The organism is Oceanobacillus phoenicis, assembly GCF_047238145.1.
Lineage (GTDB): Bacteria > Bacillota > Bacilli > Bacillales > Amphibacillaceae > Oceanobacillus.
Window position 1 is genome coordinate 3,099,298 of sequence record NZ_JBDFME010000001.1, and the last position, 18,344, is coordinate 3,117,641.

Below are 18,344 nucleotides of genomic sequence, written 5' to 3' on the forward strand. Positions count from 1 at the left end.
TTATTTTCTTTCCTAGCCTACCCAAGATCACAAAAAATTACATATTATTCATTTACCCTTTCCGTAAATATCATAACCATGTCATTCTGCATAAGGGAAATCTGTTACAAAAATATCCAGAGAGATAATGATACAATTTTTTGTCTCCTATATATTAGCGCATTTTCTTATTATGGTCAAACACTTTGTTTTCTTAGAATAACACATTTAATAACGATTACAAGAAAGCCAATAACTGAAAAATAGTTTTTTCAAGAAACTGTATCAGTCCCTTGTATAAACTGTATTAATAATTTAGATACAGAAACTCTTCCATGTCTCGACATTATTTCAATGATAATATTCAGTGTAAAACAATATCTATTTAAAATATTAAGTTAAGACTTTTTTACTGGTGGCATTCTCTCTCCACTGAATTCTTCTGGTTAACCTCATTTGCTCGGAATGTTCGGTATTATTGCCCATTACATACAGGATAAAACTCCCCATCAAAAAACACGCGATAAGACTTACTTATCGCGTGTTTGAATTAATTAATTTTACTCTTTTTGTTCTGCTTCTGATTCCTCATCGTATGTTACATTTAAATCCGTACTTTCATAAAACTCTCGCTTTAAAGCATTATACTCAACTGTATATTCATTAAATGCGTCATTTGTTTCGATTACTTTTTCATAGCTATCATTCACAGCATTTATTTGTTCCGTTAATTGTTCCTGTTCTAAATCTTCTTTTTGTAATAGTTCATATAATTCCTTTTCTAGACTTAATGAATTCATGTATGCATCATTCAATGTATAGTAAGATTCATAGCGTTGATTCATTACTTCTACCATATTTTCTGCATTTGTTAAAGCTTCTTCATTTTCAATATCATTAATTAATTCTTCAATATTACTAAATTCATCCTCTGACGCTTCAATACTTTCTTTTTCAGCAGCAATCTTTTCTTCTCTATCTTCAATAACGGATATAGCTTCATTTGCTAATTCTTTTATTTTATCAATTTCTTCTACTCCTAGATCAATAATTTGATTGTATATCTCTTGTTCTTTTTCTTCTAGTTCTGTAATCTCTTGCTGTTGATTTTCAAAATCCTCTTCTAATGCAACAGCCTCTTCTAAATGACTATGTATTGTTTCCTCAGTAGTTTCATTGTTACAGCCTGTAATAACTAGAATAAATAGAATTGATAATACCGTTAGCAAACCCCTCTTAAACACTAATAACTCCTCCTATGTCTCTGTTTCGTTGTTTACAGTATTTTATAAATTATACCATAAATAATCAGATGAAAAAGTAAATAATTCCCTTAATTACCTCTATCATATGTATATTCTATGAAGGAATGAATATGATTATGTTAAAATGATAGAGGTATAAAAATGAAGTAACTTTCATTATCATTATATATGAATACCCATTAATAACTTAATTTACACATGAAAAGGAGTTAGTATCATGATTACAATGAAGGATATTGTTCGTGAAGGCCACCCATCTTTAACGAAAAATGCAGAAGTTGTAGAAGTTCCATTATCAAAAGATGATAAGCAATTACTTGAAGATATGATTCAATTTTTGAAAAATAGTCAAGATGAAGAAATAGCAGAGAAATACGGATTGCGAGCTGGTGTGGGTATAGCAGCTCCTCAATTAGGTATTGAAAAACAGATTATCGCTATCCATTTCGAAGATATAGATGGAAAATTATATAGTATGGGATTAGTTAACCCTAAAATAATCAGCCATTCAGTAGAACAATCTTATTTATCAAGTGGAGAAGGTTGTTTATCCGTTGATCGTCCGGTAGAAGGCTATGTTCCTCGCCATGCAAGGATTACTATTAAAGCAACCGATATTAATGACCAGCCAGTTAAATTACGGCTAAAAGGATATCCGGCAGTTGTATTTCAACATGAGATTGATCATATTAATGGCATTATGTTTTTCGATCGAATCAATAAAGAAAATCCATTTAACATCCCTGAGAATTCTTCTGCAATTGAATAGAATCCGATATTTCACGGAAGTTAATCCCCCACCTATCCTTTTGGCTAATCTCCATAGTTTTGAAGTGGGGGGTTTTACTACTCAGCTACATGCAGGATAAATTGGGCAATTGCGTATATCGAACTAAAACCGTATTTCTCAAGTTTATTATATGTTACATACTTAGATTGTAAACATTGAATACCAGCTTGTAATTATCATATACATCGCAGGTATAGAATTGTTACTTTGGTAAATCATACTAAAAAGATGGTTAAATAACGAAACTATTTTTTTATAATTTATGGATTTTTATTTAATTATTTACGATTTCGTACTATACTATAGATAAGAGGATTGGACGGTAGAGGGTTAATGTTGCTTTTCATAAAATATTGGAAGGAGACGTGAGTCCTCATGCTGAAGCGCCTAAAAGAAAAGCTGAAGAAACGGTTTAAAGATTTTTTAGGCAAAGAAGGACGTGTACCAACTACTTTTAGATAAAGCTATTTTATGAATTACCAATCACTGCAATTAGCCATTTATCAAAACTAGGTAAGCCCACGGAAACTTACCTATATATCGGAATGTAATATCATAGAGATAAAATTATATTACTTTTTATTAGTTAGGAGAGATTAAATGATTTTTAAAGTTTTATATCAGGAACTTCCAGAAGAAGTTCCAGTAAGAGAACGTACAAAAAGCTTATACGTAGAAGCTGAAACTATACGTGAAGTCCGTAAAAAAATAAGTGATAGTGACCATAACTATAATATTGAATTTGTTCAACCGTTGGATGAGGCACACCTCCAATATGAAAAAGACACAGGAAAATTAGAAATGGAGAACCTCTAGCTCATGAAATTTGTTAAAAATGATCAAGCAGCTGTTTTCGCACTAGGCGGACTAGGCGAAATCGGCAAAAATACGTATGCCATTCAATTTCAAGATGAAATTATTTTAATTGATGCTGGGATTAAATTTCCTGAAGATGAACTTTTAGGAATTGACTATGTTATCCCTGATTATACGTATTTAGTACAAAACGAAGATAAGATAAAAGGGTTAATCATTACCCATGGTCACGAAGACCACATTGGTGGTATTCCATTTTTACTGCGTGAGATTAATGTGCCAATTTACGCAGGTCCATTAGCAATTGGACTAATTCGCAATAAATTAGAAGAGCATGGCTTACTGAGAAATGCAAAACTAATTACAATCCAAGAAGATGATATTATTAAATTCCGAAAAACATCCGTTAGCTTTTTCCGTACGACACATAGTATTCCCGATTCTTATGGAGTCGTAGTCAAAACACCACCAGGTAACATTGTTCATACTGGTGATTTCAAGTTTGATTTCACACCTGTTGGTGAACCGGCTAACCTTGCAAAAATGGCAGAGATTGGTTCTGAAGGTGTATTATGCCTTCTTTCAGATAGTACAAATAGTGAAGTACCTGGATTTACAATGTCTGAGCGTGTCGTTGGAGAAAGTATTCACGATATTTTCAGCAGAGTCGATGGCAGATTGATCTTCGCAACATTTGCTTCTAACATTTATCGTTTACAACAAGTTGTGGAAGCAGCTGTTAAGTACAATCGTAAAGTAGCTGTATTTGGTAGAAGTATGGAATCTGCTATTAATATTGGTTTGGAATTAGGTTATATCCAAGCTCCGAAGGATACATTTATTGAAGGTAACCAGATCAATCGTTTTCCAGCTAACGAAGTAACGATCCTCTGTACTGGTTCCCAAGGTGAAACAATGGCGGCACTATCTCGTATTGCGAATGGTACGCATAGACAAATTCAATTAATTCCAGGAGACACTGTAGTATTCTCTTCCTCTCCAATCCCAGGGAATACTGTCAGCGTGAGCAGAACCATTAATAAACTATATCGAGCAGGTGCAGATGTTATCCATGGTAAGTTGAGTAACATTCATACCTCTGGTCATGGAAGTCAAGAAGAGCAAAAACTAATGCTTCGTTTAATTCGCCCGAAATTTTTCATGCCAATACACGGAGAATACCGTATGTTAAAAGAACATGTTAAATTAGGAGAACTTTGTGACGTAGAGGCTGAAAATTCTTTTGTAATGGATAATGGTGATGTTCTTGCCCTAAGCAAGGATCATGCTGCTATCGCTGGAAAAATCCCTTCTGGTTCTGTTTACGTAGATGGTAGTGGAATTGGTGATATAGGAAATATCGTTCTAAGAGATCGTCGCATCTTATCTGAAGAAGGATTAGTTATTGTTGTAGTCAGCATTAACATGAGCGACTTCAAGATTGCTTCTGGTCCAGATATTATCTCTCGAGGCTTCGTATATATGAGAGAATCTGAAGACTTAATTAATCAAGCTCAGAAATTAGTATCCAATCATTTAGAAAAAGTAATGGAACGCAAAACAACACAATGGTCAGAAATTAAAAATGAAATTACCGATACAATTGCTCCATTCTTATATGAAAAAACAAAAAGACGTCCAATGGTACTTCCAATTATCATGGAGGTTTAACTAAAAAGAACTATCTTCTGGAAGGTTTAATTACCCCACAGAAGATAGTTCTTTTTCTTTTTTTATGCGGAGAGACTGTTAATCAATCACAAGCTCTCTTTCGAACCTTGTGATATCTTTATCCGACCCAATAACAATTAGTACGTCCCCTTCTTGTAGTGCTTGTTCAGCACTTGGAGATACATTAATATCATGTCCCTTTTTAATTGCAACAATATTGCAACCAAAATTAGCTCGGATATCGAGTTCAATCAAACTCTTTCCAATCATTCTTTCCCCTGCTTTAACCTCAACAATACTATGATCATCCGATAATTCTAGATAATCCAAGATGTTGCTTGAAATAAAATTATGAGCTAATCGCTTTCCCATATCTCTTTCTGGATGGACAACCTGATGTACACCTATTTTATTTAAAATCTTTTCATGGTAATCATTTTGTGCTTTAACGGTAATTTTATTTACTCCCATATCCGTTAAAATTACAGCTGTTAGTATACTCGCTTGGATGTTTTCCCCTATTGCTACGACTACGTGATCAAAATTACTAATACCTATTTCTTTTAGCGCATCTTCATCGGTTGAGTCAGCTAGCACTGTATGATAGGCTATATTCTTATATTCATTAATTCTTTCTTCATCTGAATCAATCGCTAAAACATGCATTCCTTCTCTACTAAGCTCACGACAAATACTACCGCCAAAACGACCTAATCCAATTACAGCAAAATCTTTATTCATTATATAGCCTCCAATTAAAAACTAAAACTACATCTATCATACTAGTACATAAAAAAAGGAGCAACTAATTTTACAATTGCCCCTCCATTTACTCTACATTGCGTCTAACATGGTAAACTGTGACTTCACAAGTTCATAATATTTTCCTTTTTGTTGCAATAAAGATTGATGATTTCCTTGTTCCAAAACTTCTCCTTGTTCAAGAACAAAAATATTATCTGCTTCTCGAATTGTAGAAAGCCTATGTGCAATAATGATAGAAGTTCTACCTTTTAATAATCGTTTTAATGCTTTTTGTATCTTCACTTCAGATTCTGTATCGATACTGGCAGTTGCTTCATCTAGAATAATAATACTAGGATTTGCTAACAGTGCCCTTGCAAAAGATAATAACTGTCTTTCTCCAGCTGAAAGTATATTCCCTCGCTCTTCCACTTCTGTTTGATATCCATCTGCAAGACGCTGAATAAAATCATCCGCCCCTACTACCTTAGCAGCATCGATTACTTCTTCATCTGTTGCAGTCGGTCTTCCAAAACGTATATTTTCCATGATTGTTCCCGAGAAAATAAATGTATCTTGTAATACGACACTAATTTTTTGGCGCAGACTATCAATCGTAACATCACGTAAATCTCTTCCGTCAATTTTTACTGCTCCAGATGTAGGATCATAAAATCTGCTTATTAGATTTGCAATTGTAGACTTACCGCTCCCTGTATGACCAACTAAAGCAATTGTTTCCCCCGCGTTAATATGAATTGAAAGTTTTTTCAACGCAATTCTATCTTTATTATAGGAAAATTCAACATCATCGAACTCGATTTCTCCATGCATTTCTTCGATGTTATAAGCATTGTTCTTTTCTGCTACATTAGGACGCTCATCAAGGAATTCAAAAATTCTCTCGGATGATGCCATCGCCATTAAGAGCTGATTATACATCTGCCCGAGACGTGATATAGGTTCCCAAAACATTCCAAGGAAAAAAGCAAAAGAAACAAATGTACCAACTGTTATTGTTTCATTCAATATTAAATAGGCTCCATAAGAAATAAGTATAATTGTACCTGCAGCATCACAAATATCTACGAGTGGACGAAACAATGCACTCTTCTTAGCAGCATCGCGAAAACTCTGAAAGAATCCAGTATTTACACCATCAAAGAACTCGGCATTCTCTTTTTCTTGTGAAAAAGATTGAGTGATACGCATCCCTTGAATACCTTCATTTAAGTGTGAGTTCATTCTCGATTGATGTAGTCTTACTACCTGCCATGATCGGCGTATTTTACGACGTAATGTCGTAGATATCAAAAACATTAATGGAATAACAATAATTACTGCTAAAGCAAGTGGTGGACTTAATACAAACAAGATAACTAAAATTCCCGTTAACATAAATAGATCCATTAATAAGTTAATAATCCCATTTGTAAATAGTTCCTGCAGGGAATTAATATCGTTGAGAATTCGAACCAAAATGGAACCAGCTGAACGACTATCAAAAAATCGGTGTGATAATCGTTGAACATGGGAAAAGAGTTTTTGTCGTAAATCATAAATAACATTTTGACCTAAGATATTCACCCATTTAATTCGAAATGTATTCGCGACAAAACTTATACCATAAAGAATTGCAATTCCAATTACTAAATACGTTAATAACGTAGTGTCTTTATTTGCAATTGCAACATCAAAGGCTACTTTACCAATTAAAATTGGTATAGCTAAGCGGATTGCTGTTGAAACCATCATTGCTAGAACCGCTCCAGGTAAATAGGTCTTTGAATACGGTTTTAGAAATTGTAATAGTCTCCACATTTGTTGCCAGTTAAATGGTTTTTCAATTGCTTGATCAATTGTATAATGAAACCGTTGTAGATGTTTACTTTCCGACTTTTGTTTTTCCTTATTTTTGGCCATCTGTCCACCTCCTATTTTACCGTACTCAAGATTTCTTCTCGATCTTGGTATTGAATCTTAAATATACGTTCATACGGACCATTATTGTTTACGAGATAATCATGTGTACCACGCTCTACAATTTCTCCGTCTTCTAATACTAAAATTTCATCTGCGTGTTTTAATGAAGAAATACGGTGAGCTATAATAAATGAAGTACGATTCTTCATTACTTCACGTAATGCTTTTTGAATGTTAAATTCCGTTTGCATATCTACTGCAGATGTTGCATCATCGAGAATAAGTATGCTTGGGTCGATACAAATGGCACGCGCAATTGCTATTCTTTGTTTTTGACCACCAGATAATCCCATACCTCTTTCTCCAAGAAGCGTGTCATACCCATTCGGAAGTTCCATTATAAAATCATGTGCTTGAGCCATTTTTGCTGCTTGAACTATTTGATCTTCAGTGACCTCAGGGTTTCCATAAGATATATTTTCTCGAATCGTTGTAGAAAAAAGAAACGGCTCTTGTAATACAAACCCGATCTGACTCCTAAGCGTCTTTAGTTTGTAGTCACTGACTGGACGCCCATCAAGTAAAACTTCTCCCTGTTCTGGCTCGTAAAACCGAGTAATTAATTGAGTAATACTTGTTTTTCCAGAACCAGTTGATCCAATTAAACCAATAGTTTTTCCCGGAGGAGCATCAAAACTAATATTCTTTAATGCTTCATCATCGTCCTTAATATAAGTAAGTGTGACATCATTAAATTGCACATGTCCCTTTACAGTTCCTTCTATTGCTGATTCCTTCTCGACAATATCTTCATTCGCTTCTAATATTTCTAACAATCGCTCTCCTGATGCTTTCGCTTGAGAAAATTGGTTAATAATAAATCCTAAATTCATTAATGGTCCCATGATATACCATACTAAACTAAAAAAAGCGACCAATTCTCCTGGATTCATGGAATCATTAATAACTAAGTATCCACCATAAGCTAATAGAACAACTGCAGATACATTACCAATAAACTCCATCATCGGAAAGAATCTTGCCCACAGTTTCGAAGTAAATAAGTACTTCTGTCGATAATTATCATTACTATTAGAAAACCTTCCTATTTCAAAGTCTTCTCTAGATAATGATTTGACAGTATTCATCCCACTTATATTCTCTTGAACTCTCGTATTTAATTGCCCAAAAGATTTTCTTACATTACGAAAAGCTGGATGAACGCGTTTATCAAACTGAAAGACAACGATTGATAAAAAAGGCATAGCTGCCATTGTTACAAGTGCTAATGGAACAGAGTAATAAAACATAATAGATAAACTAATTACTATAAGTGATATAATTCGTAACAACTCTGCAAATCCAACTGAAAGAAAAAACCTAAATCCTTCTACATCAGCAGTTAACCGCGACATAATATCTCCAGTTTTAGCATTATCATAATACTTAAATGCTAAAGTTTGTAACTTATCATAAAGAGATTCTCTTAACTTATAGACAGAAGTCATACCGAATAGATCGCCTAAGTATTGAAATGAAAATGTAGAGAAACCTTTGATAACCATTAACCCTAAGAAAAGTCCGCAGATCCATGGAATTAATTCATAACGTGACTGAAGTACCACATCATCAATCGTAACCTGTAGCATAATTGGATATACTACCGTAATCGAAGTAACAATTAACATAAATAATATAGACCATATAAAATACTTTTTATAGGGCCAATAAAAATGTTTTAGTTTCTTAAATGTTTCCAAATTTATTCCTCCTTTCACTTTTTCCGTAATTATTAATATAACGGTTTCCGAAATAAATATCCACTATATTTTTAAATTTTTTTAAAATTATTTTTTTACACACTATTTTATGAAGTTAGATAAGCATACAAATTATGTACAACAAAAAAGCAGATGGAGTGTAAGCATCTAACAAGGAACATAAGAATGTAAAGAAGAGTTTTTAAGTCTATATTTACGTTCAACTTGTTCCCATCCGAACCTTACAGTTTCATCTGCTTCTTATATTCTAATCAAATGGAGATTAAATCTTAGGTTGATAAATTGAGTCAATTTTATAAAGTTGTTTTATTACACTTTATCTCCTGTATAATCTTGCTATTTTGTTTTCGAGTAACGATGTATTACTTTTTCCTGACTGACTAAAACGAAGTTTCCTTTCCTGATCAAATAAATAAAATGCAGGTACATATTTCACCCGAAATAATTGGCTTAAATTATCATCCATATCTGCAATTTTTGATGCAATTACATTAAATTGTGAAGACTTATTACGTATTATATTTAAATCATTGTCTTCATCAACTAGTGGTGTATGAATAAGGAGTATTTGAGTATCACTAAAGTTGTTTTGTAGTTTAGATAATTGCCTCATTGCAACGGAACAACTATCACAGCTAACCGACCAGAATACAATTAATAGCGGCTTCCCTAATTGAACAGAACGACCTTGATACCATTTTCCTTGTCTATGAAGATCTTCTGGCAAAGTATCATTAATTCGCATATATATTATTCACCTCTTGGAATATAGTCTTTTCTTATATATGTAAGTAATTGCTACTCTGACACAAATAACTGTATTTAAATTCCCAAAATAAAAAACTTGTGGAAAAATTATTCTCCACAAGTTTTTTTTAATTACATTTTATTAAGATAACTTTTGGTCTACCATATCACAAATTTGATTGGCACTTTGACCATCAGCATTGATTACAGGACCAGCAATACTCGTTGTTTGTATCCCCATAACATTATTATCTTGACCAGATACAATACAACAATCACAATTTGATGCATCTTGTTCTGTACGAAGATCTACTACATCATGTCCCATTTCAGATAAAGCTTGCTTTACATCTGTTAAGGTAGATTCTACTGCAATTCGAGCCATTTCATTAACCTCCTAGAAAATATACTTCTAAGAATTAGCTTCTCTAATGCATCCACATATTATTCATTAAAAAGATCGAATCATTGAAATTACAGCATTAACTCCTACTTCGATTGCATCTTCATTTGGATTTAATCTAGCATTATGCAATCCATAAGAAGAATCTACCCCTAACCAAAACATAAAACCAGGAATTTCTTTCAACATATCACCAAAGTCTTCACCGGTCATTGCGGCACTAGCTTGCTGATATATAATGTTTTGTTTACTATTTATAACATCTTCAAACTGCTGCACATAAGTAGTATCGTTTATTACTTGGTAATAATTAGCGCCATAGTCTACGTTTATAGAACAATCATAGCTAATTTCAAAACCTTTCATTAAACGGTTTAATTTATGCTTAATCATATCTATTGCTTCTGCGTCCGTAGATCTTATTGTTCCTTCTAAACGAGCCGTTTCTGCAATAGCATTTTGGACATATCCACTTTCCATCTTTCCTATGGTTATTACAGACCCATCAAGTGGATTAAGACCTCTGGATACTATTTGTTGTAATTGAACAACAAAATTACTGGCAGCAACCGTCATATCCTTTGTCAAATGAGGATAAGCGGCATGCCCACCTACGCCTTCAAAATCGATAAATAATTCGCTTGTATTTGCAAATAATAAACCGGCTTTAGAAGAAACGGTTCCTATAGGAAGTTCAGGAGAAATATGCAATGCAAAAATCATATCTGGTTTCCATTGTTGAAATTCCTCTGATTGCAGCATTGGCTTTGCACCACCAGGACCTTCTTCTGCCGGTTGGAACACAAAAATAACATCATCATCAATTGGATCTTGAATGATTTTCTCCATCGTCCCTAGCGCAATCGTCATGTGTAAATCATGTCCGCAAGCATGCATCCGTCCTTCATGCAATGATGCATAAGGTAGATTGGTTTGCTCTAAAATTGGCAACCCGTCTATATCTGCACGAAATCCTATTTTTCTAGTTGGAGATTTACCATGAACGTAGACAAGGATTCCGGTTCTCCATTGTTTTATCTCAACATCATCTGTAGCAATTTCATTAATTCGTTCCAAAAGATACGATTGCGTTTTAAATTCTTGAAATCCTAATTCTGGTATTTGATGTAAATCCCTTCGAATTTGTTGTAATTGTAACATCTTAACAACGCAACCTTAATTATCTAATTTACGAAGTTCTTGTTTGATTTCTGTTTTAGACTTTGTTTGTTCATCAATTTCCTTTAGTACTTTTGCTGGTGTACCACCAACAAGTGTGTTAGGTGCAACATCCTTTGTCACGATTGATCCAGCTGCAACAATGGATCCTTTTCCAACGGTAATTCCTTCTAAAACAACTACGTTAGCCCCGATAACAACATCATCTTCAACGATTACTGGCTTAGCAGAAGGTGGCTCAATTACACCTGCAAGAACGGAACCTGCTCCAATATGACAATTCTTCCCTACTGTTGCTCTACCGCCTAATACTGCGTTCATATCAATCATCGTTCCTTCACCTATAACCGAACCTATATTAATCGAAGCGCCCATCATAATAACAGCACCATCACCGATTTCAACTTGGTCACGAATGATTGCTCCAGGTTCAATTCGAGCATTGATATTTTTCATATCAAGCATAGGAATAGCTGAATTTCTACGATCATTTTCAATGACATAGTCTTCAATTAATGCTTTATTTTCTTCTAAGTAAGCTTGAATATCTTTCCACTCACCAAATAAGGTTCCGCTTTTAGAATCAACAAACGTTTTTATTGTATTAGACTCTGAAAGCTTGTCTAATTCACCCTTTACATATACCTTAACCGGTGTACTTTTTTTACTATCTGATATAAATTGTATAATTTCATTAGCATCCATCATTATTTCTATTCCTCCAATATAATAATCTCTTTATTACTTTAGCAGACGGTAAGTTATGTCGCAACTCAGACTATGTAGATTTTTTGTTTTAGATAAAAAAAATAAACAGCCTCCATAATAGAAGCTGTTATTTTTTGTAAGCATTAATATATATGTTTTTCTTTACTTGTTTCAAGATTGCCCTTCTTGTCAGTATCCCGTCAAAATAACCTTCACTATCCACAATACATATAAACGCATGATTGATTACAGCATTTAATCCATCTAGTATTGTATGGTCTCGTGTCAAAGTTGGTACATCTGTATTCATTACTTCTTCGACCTTCATTTCAGCAAGTCTTTCCATTTCAAATTTCTCTAAACCTAATGTTTCATTTAAAATGACTGTTTTTCCTATAATCCCTACAAATTTATACGAGGAATCAAGAACCGGTACCGCTGCATACCCCGATTTAACTAGTACTAACAAAGCATGCTCTAATGGATTATTTAACTGTACATGGGCAACTTTTTCTGACGGAACAAAATAATCACTAATAAACAAGTCAGATAACTGGGTTTCCTGAATCGTACTCAATACACTCGCCCCTTTCATATTACATCTTGCAATACTAATCCATTTATTCATCAAAACACTCCAACTATATTTTACCATATAAATATAAATGACACCTTAATATCGTTTTATCTTTTGCAAATTCCTTACACACGTTTTACAATATGAGCATATGATCATATTGTAAAGGGATGAATCCATTGTCTATTAACTATTTAGAAGAGAACTCGATTGAACATATATCACAGATATTTAAAGCTTTATCTGATCCGACACGTATCCGTATTTTGCATTTACTATTTCAACAAGAGTGCTCAGTCAATGAGATTGTACGACATTTAGATTTAACTCAATCGGCAATTTCTCATCAATTAAAATATCTGCGACAATTACGATTAGTTAAGAAGCGGAGAGAAAAAAATATGTATTTTTATTCTCCTGATGACGAGCATGTTATTAAATTGTTAGAACAAGCTATTGAACATATGAAGCACACGAATAAGGAGGAATAATAATGGAACACAATCATGATCATTCCCATCATCACCACACAACGAATAAAAAAGTTCTATTCTGGAGCTTTATTATTATATTTTCTTTTATGATTGTGGAGGCTCTAGGAGGCATACTCACAAATAGTCTTGCTTTATTGTCTGATGCAGGGCATATGTTAAGTGATGCAGCTGCATTAGGGTTAACCCTCCTTGCATTTAAAATCGGAGAAAAAAGAATCACCGCTAATAAAACATTTGGTTATAAACGATTTGAGATAATTGCAGCGTTTATTAATGGGGTCACCCTTATCTTGATTTCGATTTTTATTTTTATTGAAGCAATCCGACGATTTGTTGAACCTCCTGAAGTTAGTGGAACGATGATGATCATTGCTTTTATCGGTTTGTGTGTTAATATACTGGTTGCCTGGCTGTTAATGAGAGGAAATACAGAAGAAAACCTAAATTTAAAAAGCGCGCTACTCCATGTAATGGGCGATTTATTAGGTTCTGTCGGGGCACTTGCAGCGGGCGCATTCATATTACTATTTAATTGGCATATTGCTGATCCAATAGCGAGTGTCATCGTGGCTATATTAATTATTATATCGGGTGTTCGTATTACAAAAGATTCGTTGCATATTTTAATGGAAGGAAAGCCGTCTAATATTAATATCGAGGAAATGAAGAGAAGTCTTTTGTCACTGCCAGGAGTAGAAGACGTACACGACATTCATGTCTGGTCTATTACTTCCGAATTTCCATCTATGAGTTGTCATTTACGAGTGACAGATCAAACAAATAGGGATCAATTATTACAGAAAGCAACAACCTTACTTCAAGATTCATTCTATATATCGCATAGCACCATTCAGATAGAAGGAATTAACATCTCCGCTTGTGAATCTTGTGACCATTCGTAAAATATTATAATAAGCTGAAAGAAACTACATGGTATTATACCAATTATTAACTCTTGTAGGTTTTTTCAGCTTTTTCTCATGTTTACTTTCAATTCAACAAAAACAATTTATTTTATAATTAAAATTTGTATATATTCATGCTATACTTTGTACATCTGTTTATTAAGAGAGGCATGAGATAGATGAACCGAAGAACTTTTATAAAACGCTCTTTCGGGAGTTTAATAACTTTGATTGGACTTAGCGGCGGAACATACTTTTATGCACGAGATATAGAGCCAAGTCTATTAAAAGTCACAGAAGAACCCATCCACTTCCCTAATATTCCAACTGCCTTTCATAACTTTAAAATTATCCAATTCTCCGATACACATATCGGTTTCCATTATGAATTAGACCAGTTTAAAGAGCTAGCTATGAAAATAAATCAGCTTCAACCAGATCTGATTCTTTTTAGTGGCGACTTAGTTGATAAACCAAATCAATACTATTGGGATCAGGAAATTGTAGAAATTCTGCAATCAATGAAAGCAGAATATGGTAAATATTGGATTTACGGGAATCATGATCATGGTGGTTATGGTACGGAAATTGTTAAAGATATTATGGAAGCTGGAGATTTTATATTATTACAAAATGAATCTGTTCCAATAAGTAAAGATGGTAGTTATTTTACTCTTGCAGGTATTGATGATGTTATGTTAGGTAAACCTGACTTAAAAACAGCTTTAGAAAACCAACAAGAAAATGATTTTACAATTCTATTATCTCACGAACCAGATTTTGCTGATATTACAAAAAACTACCCTGTCCAAGTTCAACTATCTGGACATAGTCATGGTGGTCAGGTTCGGTTTCCTTTTATCGGGGATCTTTATACTCCCCCATACGCTGAAAAATATGTACAAGGTAAATATGAGATTCATCAAAATTTCTCCTTATACGTTAACAGTGGGATTGGTACTACTAGGCTTCCATATCGATTTTTATGTAAGCCAGAACTTCACATGTATAAATTAAAGTCAGAAGAATTAAGTTGAAACTAATATTCAGTGGGGAGTATTGTTCTTCCGCTGAATATTTGTATAATCCACAATTAAATCACAATGAAGCCTTCAAACAAAATCAGACATCTACAGAAGAAGTTTACTCCCATTGATTTTTTGTTAATTAACCTGTTCGTATTGAAATTTTAGCATTATTGCCTATTTTATATAAATGTCATAAATCGTTCATCACACTATATTTGTTTACATGATACAATTACCATAAAATAGTATTGAAAGGGAATTTATAAAAATGAGAAACTTAATATTATTACTTTTATTAAGCGTGATTCTTGTAGGCTGTAGTGAAGATTATAATATTGAATCAACGATGTCAGAAGAAGTTGCTGATTTCCAATTTATCAATCAAGACAATCAAGCTGTTTCACTATCCGACCTTGAAGGCGAATGGTGGGTTGCCAACTTTATCTTTACAAATTGTACGACTGTTTGTATGCCAATGACCTATAATATGTCACAGCTACAAGGAATGATTGAATCTGAAAACTTAGATGTGCAATTAATTTCATTTAGTGTAGATCCCGAAAATGATTCCCCAGAAGTTTTAAAAGAATATGCACAAAATTACGATGCTAGCTTTGATAATTGGTCATTATTAACAGGCTACGATTTTGAAACAATTCGAGAATTATCGATAAAATCATTTAAAAACTTTGTACAAGCTCCTCCTGAAGGCACAGATCAAGTGACTCATGGCACCTCATTTTTTCTAGTTAGTCCTGAAGGTGAAGTAATTAAAAATTACAACGGAATAGAAGAACAGAGTATGGAAACAATTGTACAAGATCTAGATAAGGTAAAATAATTGAAATAAAAATCCCGAGAAGATCCCATCATTCTTATTTTTGATAGGATCTTCTCTAATTTATTAAAGTATACGCTTTTCCTCAGCTATTTTTTCTAAAAACGATATTTTTAAACTGTTTTTACTACAAGTTATTGAAAATGGACAAGCGTTGCGTTAGGATATAGTATATCTTTTCTTATTGGGAGGAGAAAGAAAAATGTCCGATGATGTATCCGTGCATAAACTTGCACAAGCATTATTTTCTATAAATAAACACGCGAAAACCGCTTCAGAGCCAAAACACTTATACCAAATTAAAAAGAAAGCTATCCATCAATTATTAAAAGAAAAAAAAGCCAGAAAAATTGGTTTACATTTTTCCGACCATCCAAAACTTAGTAGCCAACATTCTACATTACTGGTAAAAGTAGACCACTACTTCTTTCATATCCCTCCAACGAAGGAAGATTTTAAGTCTTTGGAACATTTGGGTTCATTAGATCAAACTTATAGAAATCCACATACAAAGATGCCACTTTCTCAAGCAAAAAGACTAGTATATCAATATATTGGTTGGAAGCCAGAAAAAAAGAATTCTTCTCACACTAGAAGATATCAATCAAATTATTATACTCCTTCTTCTTTAGGTAAAATGGAGTGGCCACCAACTAAATCAAAACGTTTTTAAGATGTTTATTCATTCTTCTTATGGGTATAGAACATAAAGGAGGAATGAAGACATGGAACTTCAAGACTTCATTTATGAATTACACAAATATGCCGAGCAAACGCATGTACTAAAAGACAAATTTGAGAAATTATCTGAAACAGAAAAACAACTTGTGATGAACGCAGCTCCAGATAGTTTAAAAACACCTAATGAATATTTCCATCCAGTATATGAATGGTTGGAAAACACTACAGAACAACTGCATACCCATCAAAATACAAAATAACCAAAGGATATTGTTCCTTTGGTTATTTTGCTGGTTTTTGTAAGAAACGTACTATTGGGGAAATAATCATGAGACAAAACCCAAAAAAAGCACTAATCTGTAAACCAACCTTTAAAGCTCTATTCAGCTGAAAACTACCAACATAATTTGTCACGATTAATATGAATATTACTAATAAGAGTGTAACTACTACATAAGAAATTAATCGATTCATCTTTCTATTTATTGCCCAACGAGATAACGGTCTGATAAAGTAATAAATAAGTATACAAAATAGGATAAAGAGAATTACATAAACATATAGTTCATCAATACCTATGTTTCCAAATGTAATAATATCCTGTAACACCATAATCATCTTCCTATATTTATAGTTTATCTTGCATTATTGACATATATTGAAGAGATATACATATTGTTATTATTCATTTCGTTTTATGATCATCAAGGGGGACATTAACATTGAATCGATATATAATTCTGATAGTTATAGGGGCAGGGCTTTGGGGAACGATTAGCTGGTATGTAAAACAACTGAGTGAATTTGGGTTCACTCCAATGGAAATTGTAATATTACGAGCATGGTCGACTGCAATAATTTTAGTCCCATTCTTATTAATAACCAATAGAAATCAATTAAAATTAAAAGCTTGGTCTGATCTAAAATATTTTATAGGTACTGGTATTTTAAGTATTATTTTCTTTAATTATTGTATGTTTACTGCGATAGAATTAACAACTATTCCTGTTGCGACTTCTTTGCTCTATACAGCGCCAGCTTTTGTTACTATACTGTCCTGGCTGTTGTTTAAAGAAGAAATGTCTTTATATAAAATTATTGCCTTATTTAGTACACTAATTGGAACTTGTCTTGTTGCTGGCATTACTGGCTCAAGCTTGCAGAATATACATATATCGGGAATACTATTCGGACTCGGTTCAGGATTAGGGTATGCACTTTATAGTATATTTAGTAAATATGCGCTTCAAAAATATTCAAGTTTAAGCGTTACAACCTTTACCTTTATCGTTGCAGCTGTTGCATTGATTCCATTTTTCCCATACCAAGAGAAGTTACCCTTACTTATGGACCCTACTCCTCTTCTTCTTGCTATCGGACTTGGTTTTCTGCCTACAGCTCTTGCCTATATATTATATACATATGGTTTACAATTTGTAGAGGCTTCGAAAGCGTCTATATTATCAACTATTGAACCTATTGTAGCTACTTTTATAGGTATTGTTGTTTTTATGGAACCATTCTCGATTATACAATTTATAGGTATGTTTGCGATTATTGGAGCTGTTCTAATCATGCAATTTTCCAATAAACAACAGGTAAAAGAACAGGGAACCTAAATAGGGTCCCCTGCAGTAATTTTCTCTTGATTTTTTTGTCTTTCAGCAAGAACAATTGCTTCTTGTTTATTTTCTAATCGTAGCTCGATTTGTGTTATACTTTCTTCATCATTCAATAATTCTTGTTTATTTTGAATGACTAATTGTTCAAAATCTAACGCTTTAGGTCGCATAAGTAATCCTCCTAATTATCTGT

At 33.3% G+C, this 18,344-nt stretch carries 21 protein-coding genes; 10 read left to right on the forward strand and 11 right to left on the reverse strand.

Going from position 1 to position 18,344, the window contains the following annotated elements; genetic code table 11:
- Positions 1 to 539 precede the first annotated feature (539 nt).
- Positions 540 to 1,223: a YkyA family protein gene (locus ABC346_RS15550; protein ID WP_413235711.1), complete on the reverse strand. Its 684-nt coding sequence runs from the start codon at positions 1,221 to 1,223 to the stop codon at positions 540 to 542.
- A gap of 238 nt (positions 1,224 to 1,461) precedes the next feature.
- Between ABC346_RS15550 and def the strand changes: the two genes are divergently transcribed.
- The 3 genes from def (at position 1,462) to rnjA (ending at position 4,521) form a co-directional block, all read left to right on the forward strand.
- Positions 1,462 to 2,013: a peptide deformylase gene (def, locus tag ABC346_RS15555; RefSeq protein ID WP_413235712.1), complete on the forward strand. Its 552-nt coding sequence runs from the start codon at positions 1,462 to 1,464 to the stop codon at positions 2,011 to 2,013.
- A 621-nt stretch (positions 2,014 to 2,634) separates the two neighbouring features.
- Positions 2,635 to 2,850 carry a DNA-dependent RNA polymerase subunit epsilon gene (locus tag ABC346_RS15560; RefSeq protein WP_413235713.1) on the forward strand — a complete coding sequence of 72 codons (216 nt, stop codon included), beginning with the start codon at positions 2,635 to 2,637 and terminating at the stop codon, positions 2,848 to 2,850.
- 3 nt (positions 2,851 to 2,853) lie between these two features.
- Positions 2,854 to 4,521, forward strand: coding sequence for a ribonuclease J1 (gene rnjA / locus ABC346_RS15565; protein ID WP_413235714.1), 1,668 nt, complete (start codon positions 2,854 to 2,856; stop codon positions 4,519 to 4,521).
- Positions 4,522 to 4,599: 78 nt separating this feature from the next.
- Here the strand turns inward: rnjA and ABC346_RS15570 are convergent, their stop codons facing one another.
- From ABC346_RS15570 to cbpB, 8 genes are all read right to left on the reverse strand, one after another.
- On the reverse strand, positions 4,600 to 5,262 hold the full coding sequence (locus tag ABC346_RS15570; protein ID WP_413235715.1) for a potassium channel family protein: 663 nt from the start codon (positions 5,260 to 5,262) through the stop codon (positions 4,600 to 4,602).
- 93 nt (positions 5,263 to 5,355) lie between these two features.
- On the reverse strand, positions 5,356 to 7,188 hold the full coding sequence (locus ABC346_RS15575) for an ABC transporter ATP-binding protein (protein WP_413235716.1): 1,833 nt from the start codon (positions 7,186 to 7,188) through the stop codon (positions 5,356 to 5,358).
- An 11-nt stretch (positions 7,189 to 7,199) separates the two neighbouring features.
- Positions 7,200 to 8,948 (reverse strand): ABC transporter ATP-binding protein, encoded by a 1,749-nt coding sequence (locus ABC346_RS15580; RefSeq protein WP_413235717.1) that lies wholly within the window; start codon positions 8,946 to 8,948, stop codon positions 7,200 to 7,202.
- Between the two features lie 337 nt (positions 8,949 to 9,285).
- A complete protein-coding gene (locus ABC346_RS15585; protein WP_413235718.1) occupies positions 9,286 to 9,714 on the reverse strand; it encodes a TlpA family protein disulfide reductase in 429 nt (142 codons plus the stop codon).
- 144 nt (positions 9,715 to 9,858) lie between these two features.
- On the reverse strand, positions 9,859 to 10,101 hold the full coding sequence (locus ABC346_RS15590; RefSeq protein ID WP_413235719.1) for a YkuS family protein: 243 nt from the start codon (positions 10,099 to 10,101) through the stop codon (positions 9,859 to 9,861).
- 66 nt (positions 10,102 to 10,167) lie between these two features.
- Positions 10,168 to 11,280, reverse strand: coding sequence for an N-acetyldiaminopimelate deacetylase (locus ABC346_RS15595; protein ID WP_413235720.1), 1,113 nt, complete (start codon positions 11,278 to 11,280; stop codon positions 10,168 to 10,170).
- A gap of 15 nt (positions 11,281 to 11,295) precedes the next feature.
- Entirely contained in the window at positions 11,296 to 12,006 is a 711-nt protein-coding gene (gene dapD, locus ABC346_RS15600; RefSeq protein WP_413235721.1) for a 2,3,4,5-tetrahydropyridine-2,6-dicarboxylate N-acetyltransferase, read from the reverse strand.
- Positions 12,007 to 12,133: 127 nt separating this feature from the next.
- Positions 12,134 to 12,583: a cyclic-di-AMP-binding protein CbpB gene (gene cbpB, locus ABC346_RS15605; protein ID WP_413236565.1), complete on the reverse strand. Its 450-nt coding sequence runs from the start codon at positions 12,581 to 12,583 to the stop codon at positions 12,134 to 12,136.
- A 170-nt stretch (positions 12,584 to 12,753) separates the two neighbouring features.
- Here cbpB and ABC346_RS15610 point away from each other — a divergent pair, with 170 nt between their 5' ends.
- The 6 genes from ABC346_RS15610 to ABC346_RS15635 all read left to right on the forward strand — a co-directional run bounded on the left by ABC346_RS15610 (position 12,754) and on the right by ABC346_RS15635 (position 16,789).
- The gene (locus tag ABC346_RS15610) at positions 12,754 to 13,074 is read left to right on the forward strand and encodes an ArsR/SmtB family transcription factor (protein ID WP_413235722.1); all 321 of its coding nucleotides are present in this window, start codon (positions 12,754 to 12,756) and stop codon (positions 13,072 to 13,074) included.
- A gap of 2 nt (positions 13,075 to 13,076) precedes the next feature.
- The gene (locus tag ABC346_RS15615; protein WP_413235723.1) at positions 13,077 to 13,979 is read left to right on the forward strand and encodes a cation diffusion facilitator family transporter; all 903 of its coding nucleotides are present in this window, start codon (positions 13,077 to 13,079) and stop codon (positions 13,977 to 13,979) included.
- A gap of 182 nt (positions 13,980 to 14,161) precedes the next feature.
- A complete protein-coding gene (locus ABC346_RS15620) occupies positions 14,162 to 15,019 on the forward strand; it encodes a metallophosphoesterase (protein WP_413235724.1) in 858 nt (285 codons plus the stop codon).
- 259 nt (positions 15,020 to 15,278) lie between these two features.
- Positions 15,279 to 15,851 (forward strand): SCO family protein, encoded by a 573-nt coding sequence (locus tag ABC346_RS15625; RefSeq protein ID WP_413235725.1) that lies wholly within the window; start codon positions 15,279 to 15,281, stop codon positions 15,849 to 15,851.
- A gap of 199 nt (positions 15,852 to 16,050) precedes the next feature.
- Positions 16,051 to 16,521, forward strand: a complete 471-nt coding sequence (locus ABC346_RS15630; protein ID WP_413235726.1) for a YkyB family protein — start codon at positions 16,051 to 16,053, stop codon at positions 16,519 to 16,521.
- A gap of 52 nt (positions 16,522 to 16,573) precedes the next feature.
- Positions 16,574 to 16,789, forward strand: a complete 216-nt coding sequence (locus ABC346_RS15635; protein ID WP_413235727.1) for a hypothetical protein — start codon at positions 16,574 to 16,576, stop codon at positions 16,787 to 16,789.
- A gap of 22 nt (positions 16,790 to 16,811) precedes the next feature.
- Here the strand turns inward: ABC346_RS15635 and ABC346_RS15640 are convergent, their stop codons facing one another.
- Positions 16,812 to 17,141 (reverse strand): hypothetical protein, encoded by a 330-nt coding sequence (locus tag ABC346_RS15640; protein ID WP_413235728.1) that lies wholly within the window; start codon positions 17,139 to 17,141, stop codon positions 16,812 to 16,814.
- Positions 17,142 to 17,251: 110 nt separating this feature from the next.
- Between ABC346_RS15640 and ABC346_RS15645 the strand changes: the two genes are divergently transcribed.
- Complete coding sequence (locus tag ABC346_RS15645) at positions 17,252 to 18,148, forward strand: DMT family transporter (protein ID WP_413235729.1); 897 nt, start codon at positions 17,252 to 17,254, stop codon at positions 18,146 to 18,148.
- Here ABC346_RS15645 and ABC346_RS15650 read toward each other — a convergent pair.
- Complete coding sequence (locus ABC346_RS15650; RefSeq protein ID WP_413235730.1) at positions 18,145 to 18,321, reverse strand: FbpB family small basic protein; 177 nt, start codon at positions 18,319 to 18,321, stop codon at positions 18,145 to 18,147. The genes ABC346_RS15645 and ABC346_RS15650 overlap by 4 nt on opposite strands.
- Positions 18,322 to 18,344 lie beyond the last annotated feature (23 nt).

What these genes read in the sequence shown, in the direction of transcription:
- ABC346_RS15560 (WP_413235713.1), top strand. Translation starts at nt 2,635, where the DNA reads ATGATTTTTAAAGTTTTATATCAGGAACTTCCAGAAGAAGTTCCAGTA.
- dapD (WP_413235721.1), bottom strand. Translation starts at nt 12,006, where the DNA reads ATGATGGATGCTAATGAAATTATACAATTTATATCAGATAGTAAAAAA.
- ABC346_RS15595 (WP_413235720.1), bottom strand. Translation starts at nt 11,280, where the DNA reads ATGTTACAATTACAACAAATTCGAAGGGATTTACATCAAATACCAGAA.
- ABC346_RS15610 (WP_413235722.1), top strand. Translation starts at nt 12,754, where the DNA reads ATGAATCCATTGTCTATTAACTATTTAGAAGAGAACTCGATTGAACAT.
- ABC346_RS15625 (WP_413235725.1), top strand. Translation starts at nt 15,279, where the DNA reads ATGAGAAACTTAATATTATTACTTTTATTAAGCGTGATTCTTGTAGGC.
- ABC346_RS15650 (WP_413235730.1), bottom strand. Translation starts at nt 18,321, where the DNA reads ATGCGACCTAAAGCGTTAGATTTTGAACAATTAGTCATTCAAAATAAA.
- ABC346_RS15575 (WP_413235716.1), bottom strand. Translation starts at nt 7,188, where the DNA reads ATGGCCAAAAATAAGGAAAAACAAAAGTCGGAAAGTAAACATCTACAA.
- ABC346_RS15585 (WP_413235718.1), bottom strand. Translation starts at nt 9,714, where the DNA reads ATGCGAATTAATGATACTTTGCCAGAAGATCTTCATAGACAAGGAAAA.
- rnjA (WP_413235714.1), top strand. Translation starts at nt 2,854, where the DNA reads ATGAAATTTGTTAAAAATGATCAAGCAGCTGTTTTCGCACTAGGCGGA.
- def (WP_413235712.1), top strand. Translation starts at nt 1,462, where the DNA reads ATGATTACAATGAAGGATATTGTTCGTGAAGGCCACCCATCTTTAACG.
- ABC346_RS15615 (WP_413235723.1), top strand. Translation starts at nt 13,077, where the DNA reads ATGGAACACAATCATGATCATTCCCATCATCACCACACAACGAATAAA.
- ABC346_RS15640 (WP_413235728.1), bottom strand. Translation starts at nt 17,141, where the DNA reads ATGGTGTTACAGGATATTATTACATTTGGAAACATAGGTATTGATGAA.
- ABC346_RS15590 (WP_413235719.1), bottom strand. Translation starts at nt 10,101, where the DNA reads ATGGCTCGAATTGCAGTAGAATCTACCTTAACAGATGTAAAGCAAGCT.
- ABC346_RS15570 (WP_413235715.1), bottom strand. Translation starts at nt 5,262, where the DNA reads ATGAATAAAGATTTTGCTGTAATTGGATTAGGTCGTTTTGGCGGTAGT.
- ABC346_RS15630 (WP_413235726.1), top strand. Translation starts at nt 16,051, where the DNA reads ATGTCCGATGATGTATCCGTGCATAAACTTGCACAAGCATTATTTTCT.
- ABC346_RS15635 (WP_413235727.1), top strand. Translation starts at nt 16,574, where the DNA reads ATGGAACTTCAAGACTTCATTTATGAATTACACAAATATGCCGAGCAA.
- ABC346_RS15620 (WP_413235724.1), top strand. Translation starts at nt 14,162, where the DNA reads ATGAACCGAAGAACTTTTATAAAACGCTCTTTCGGGAGTTTAATAACT.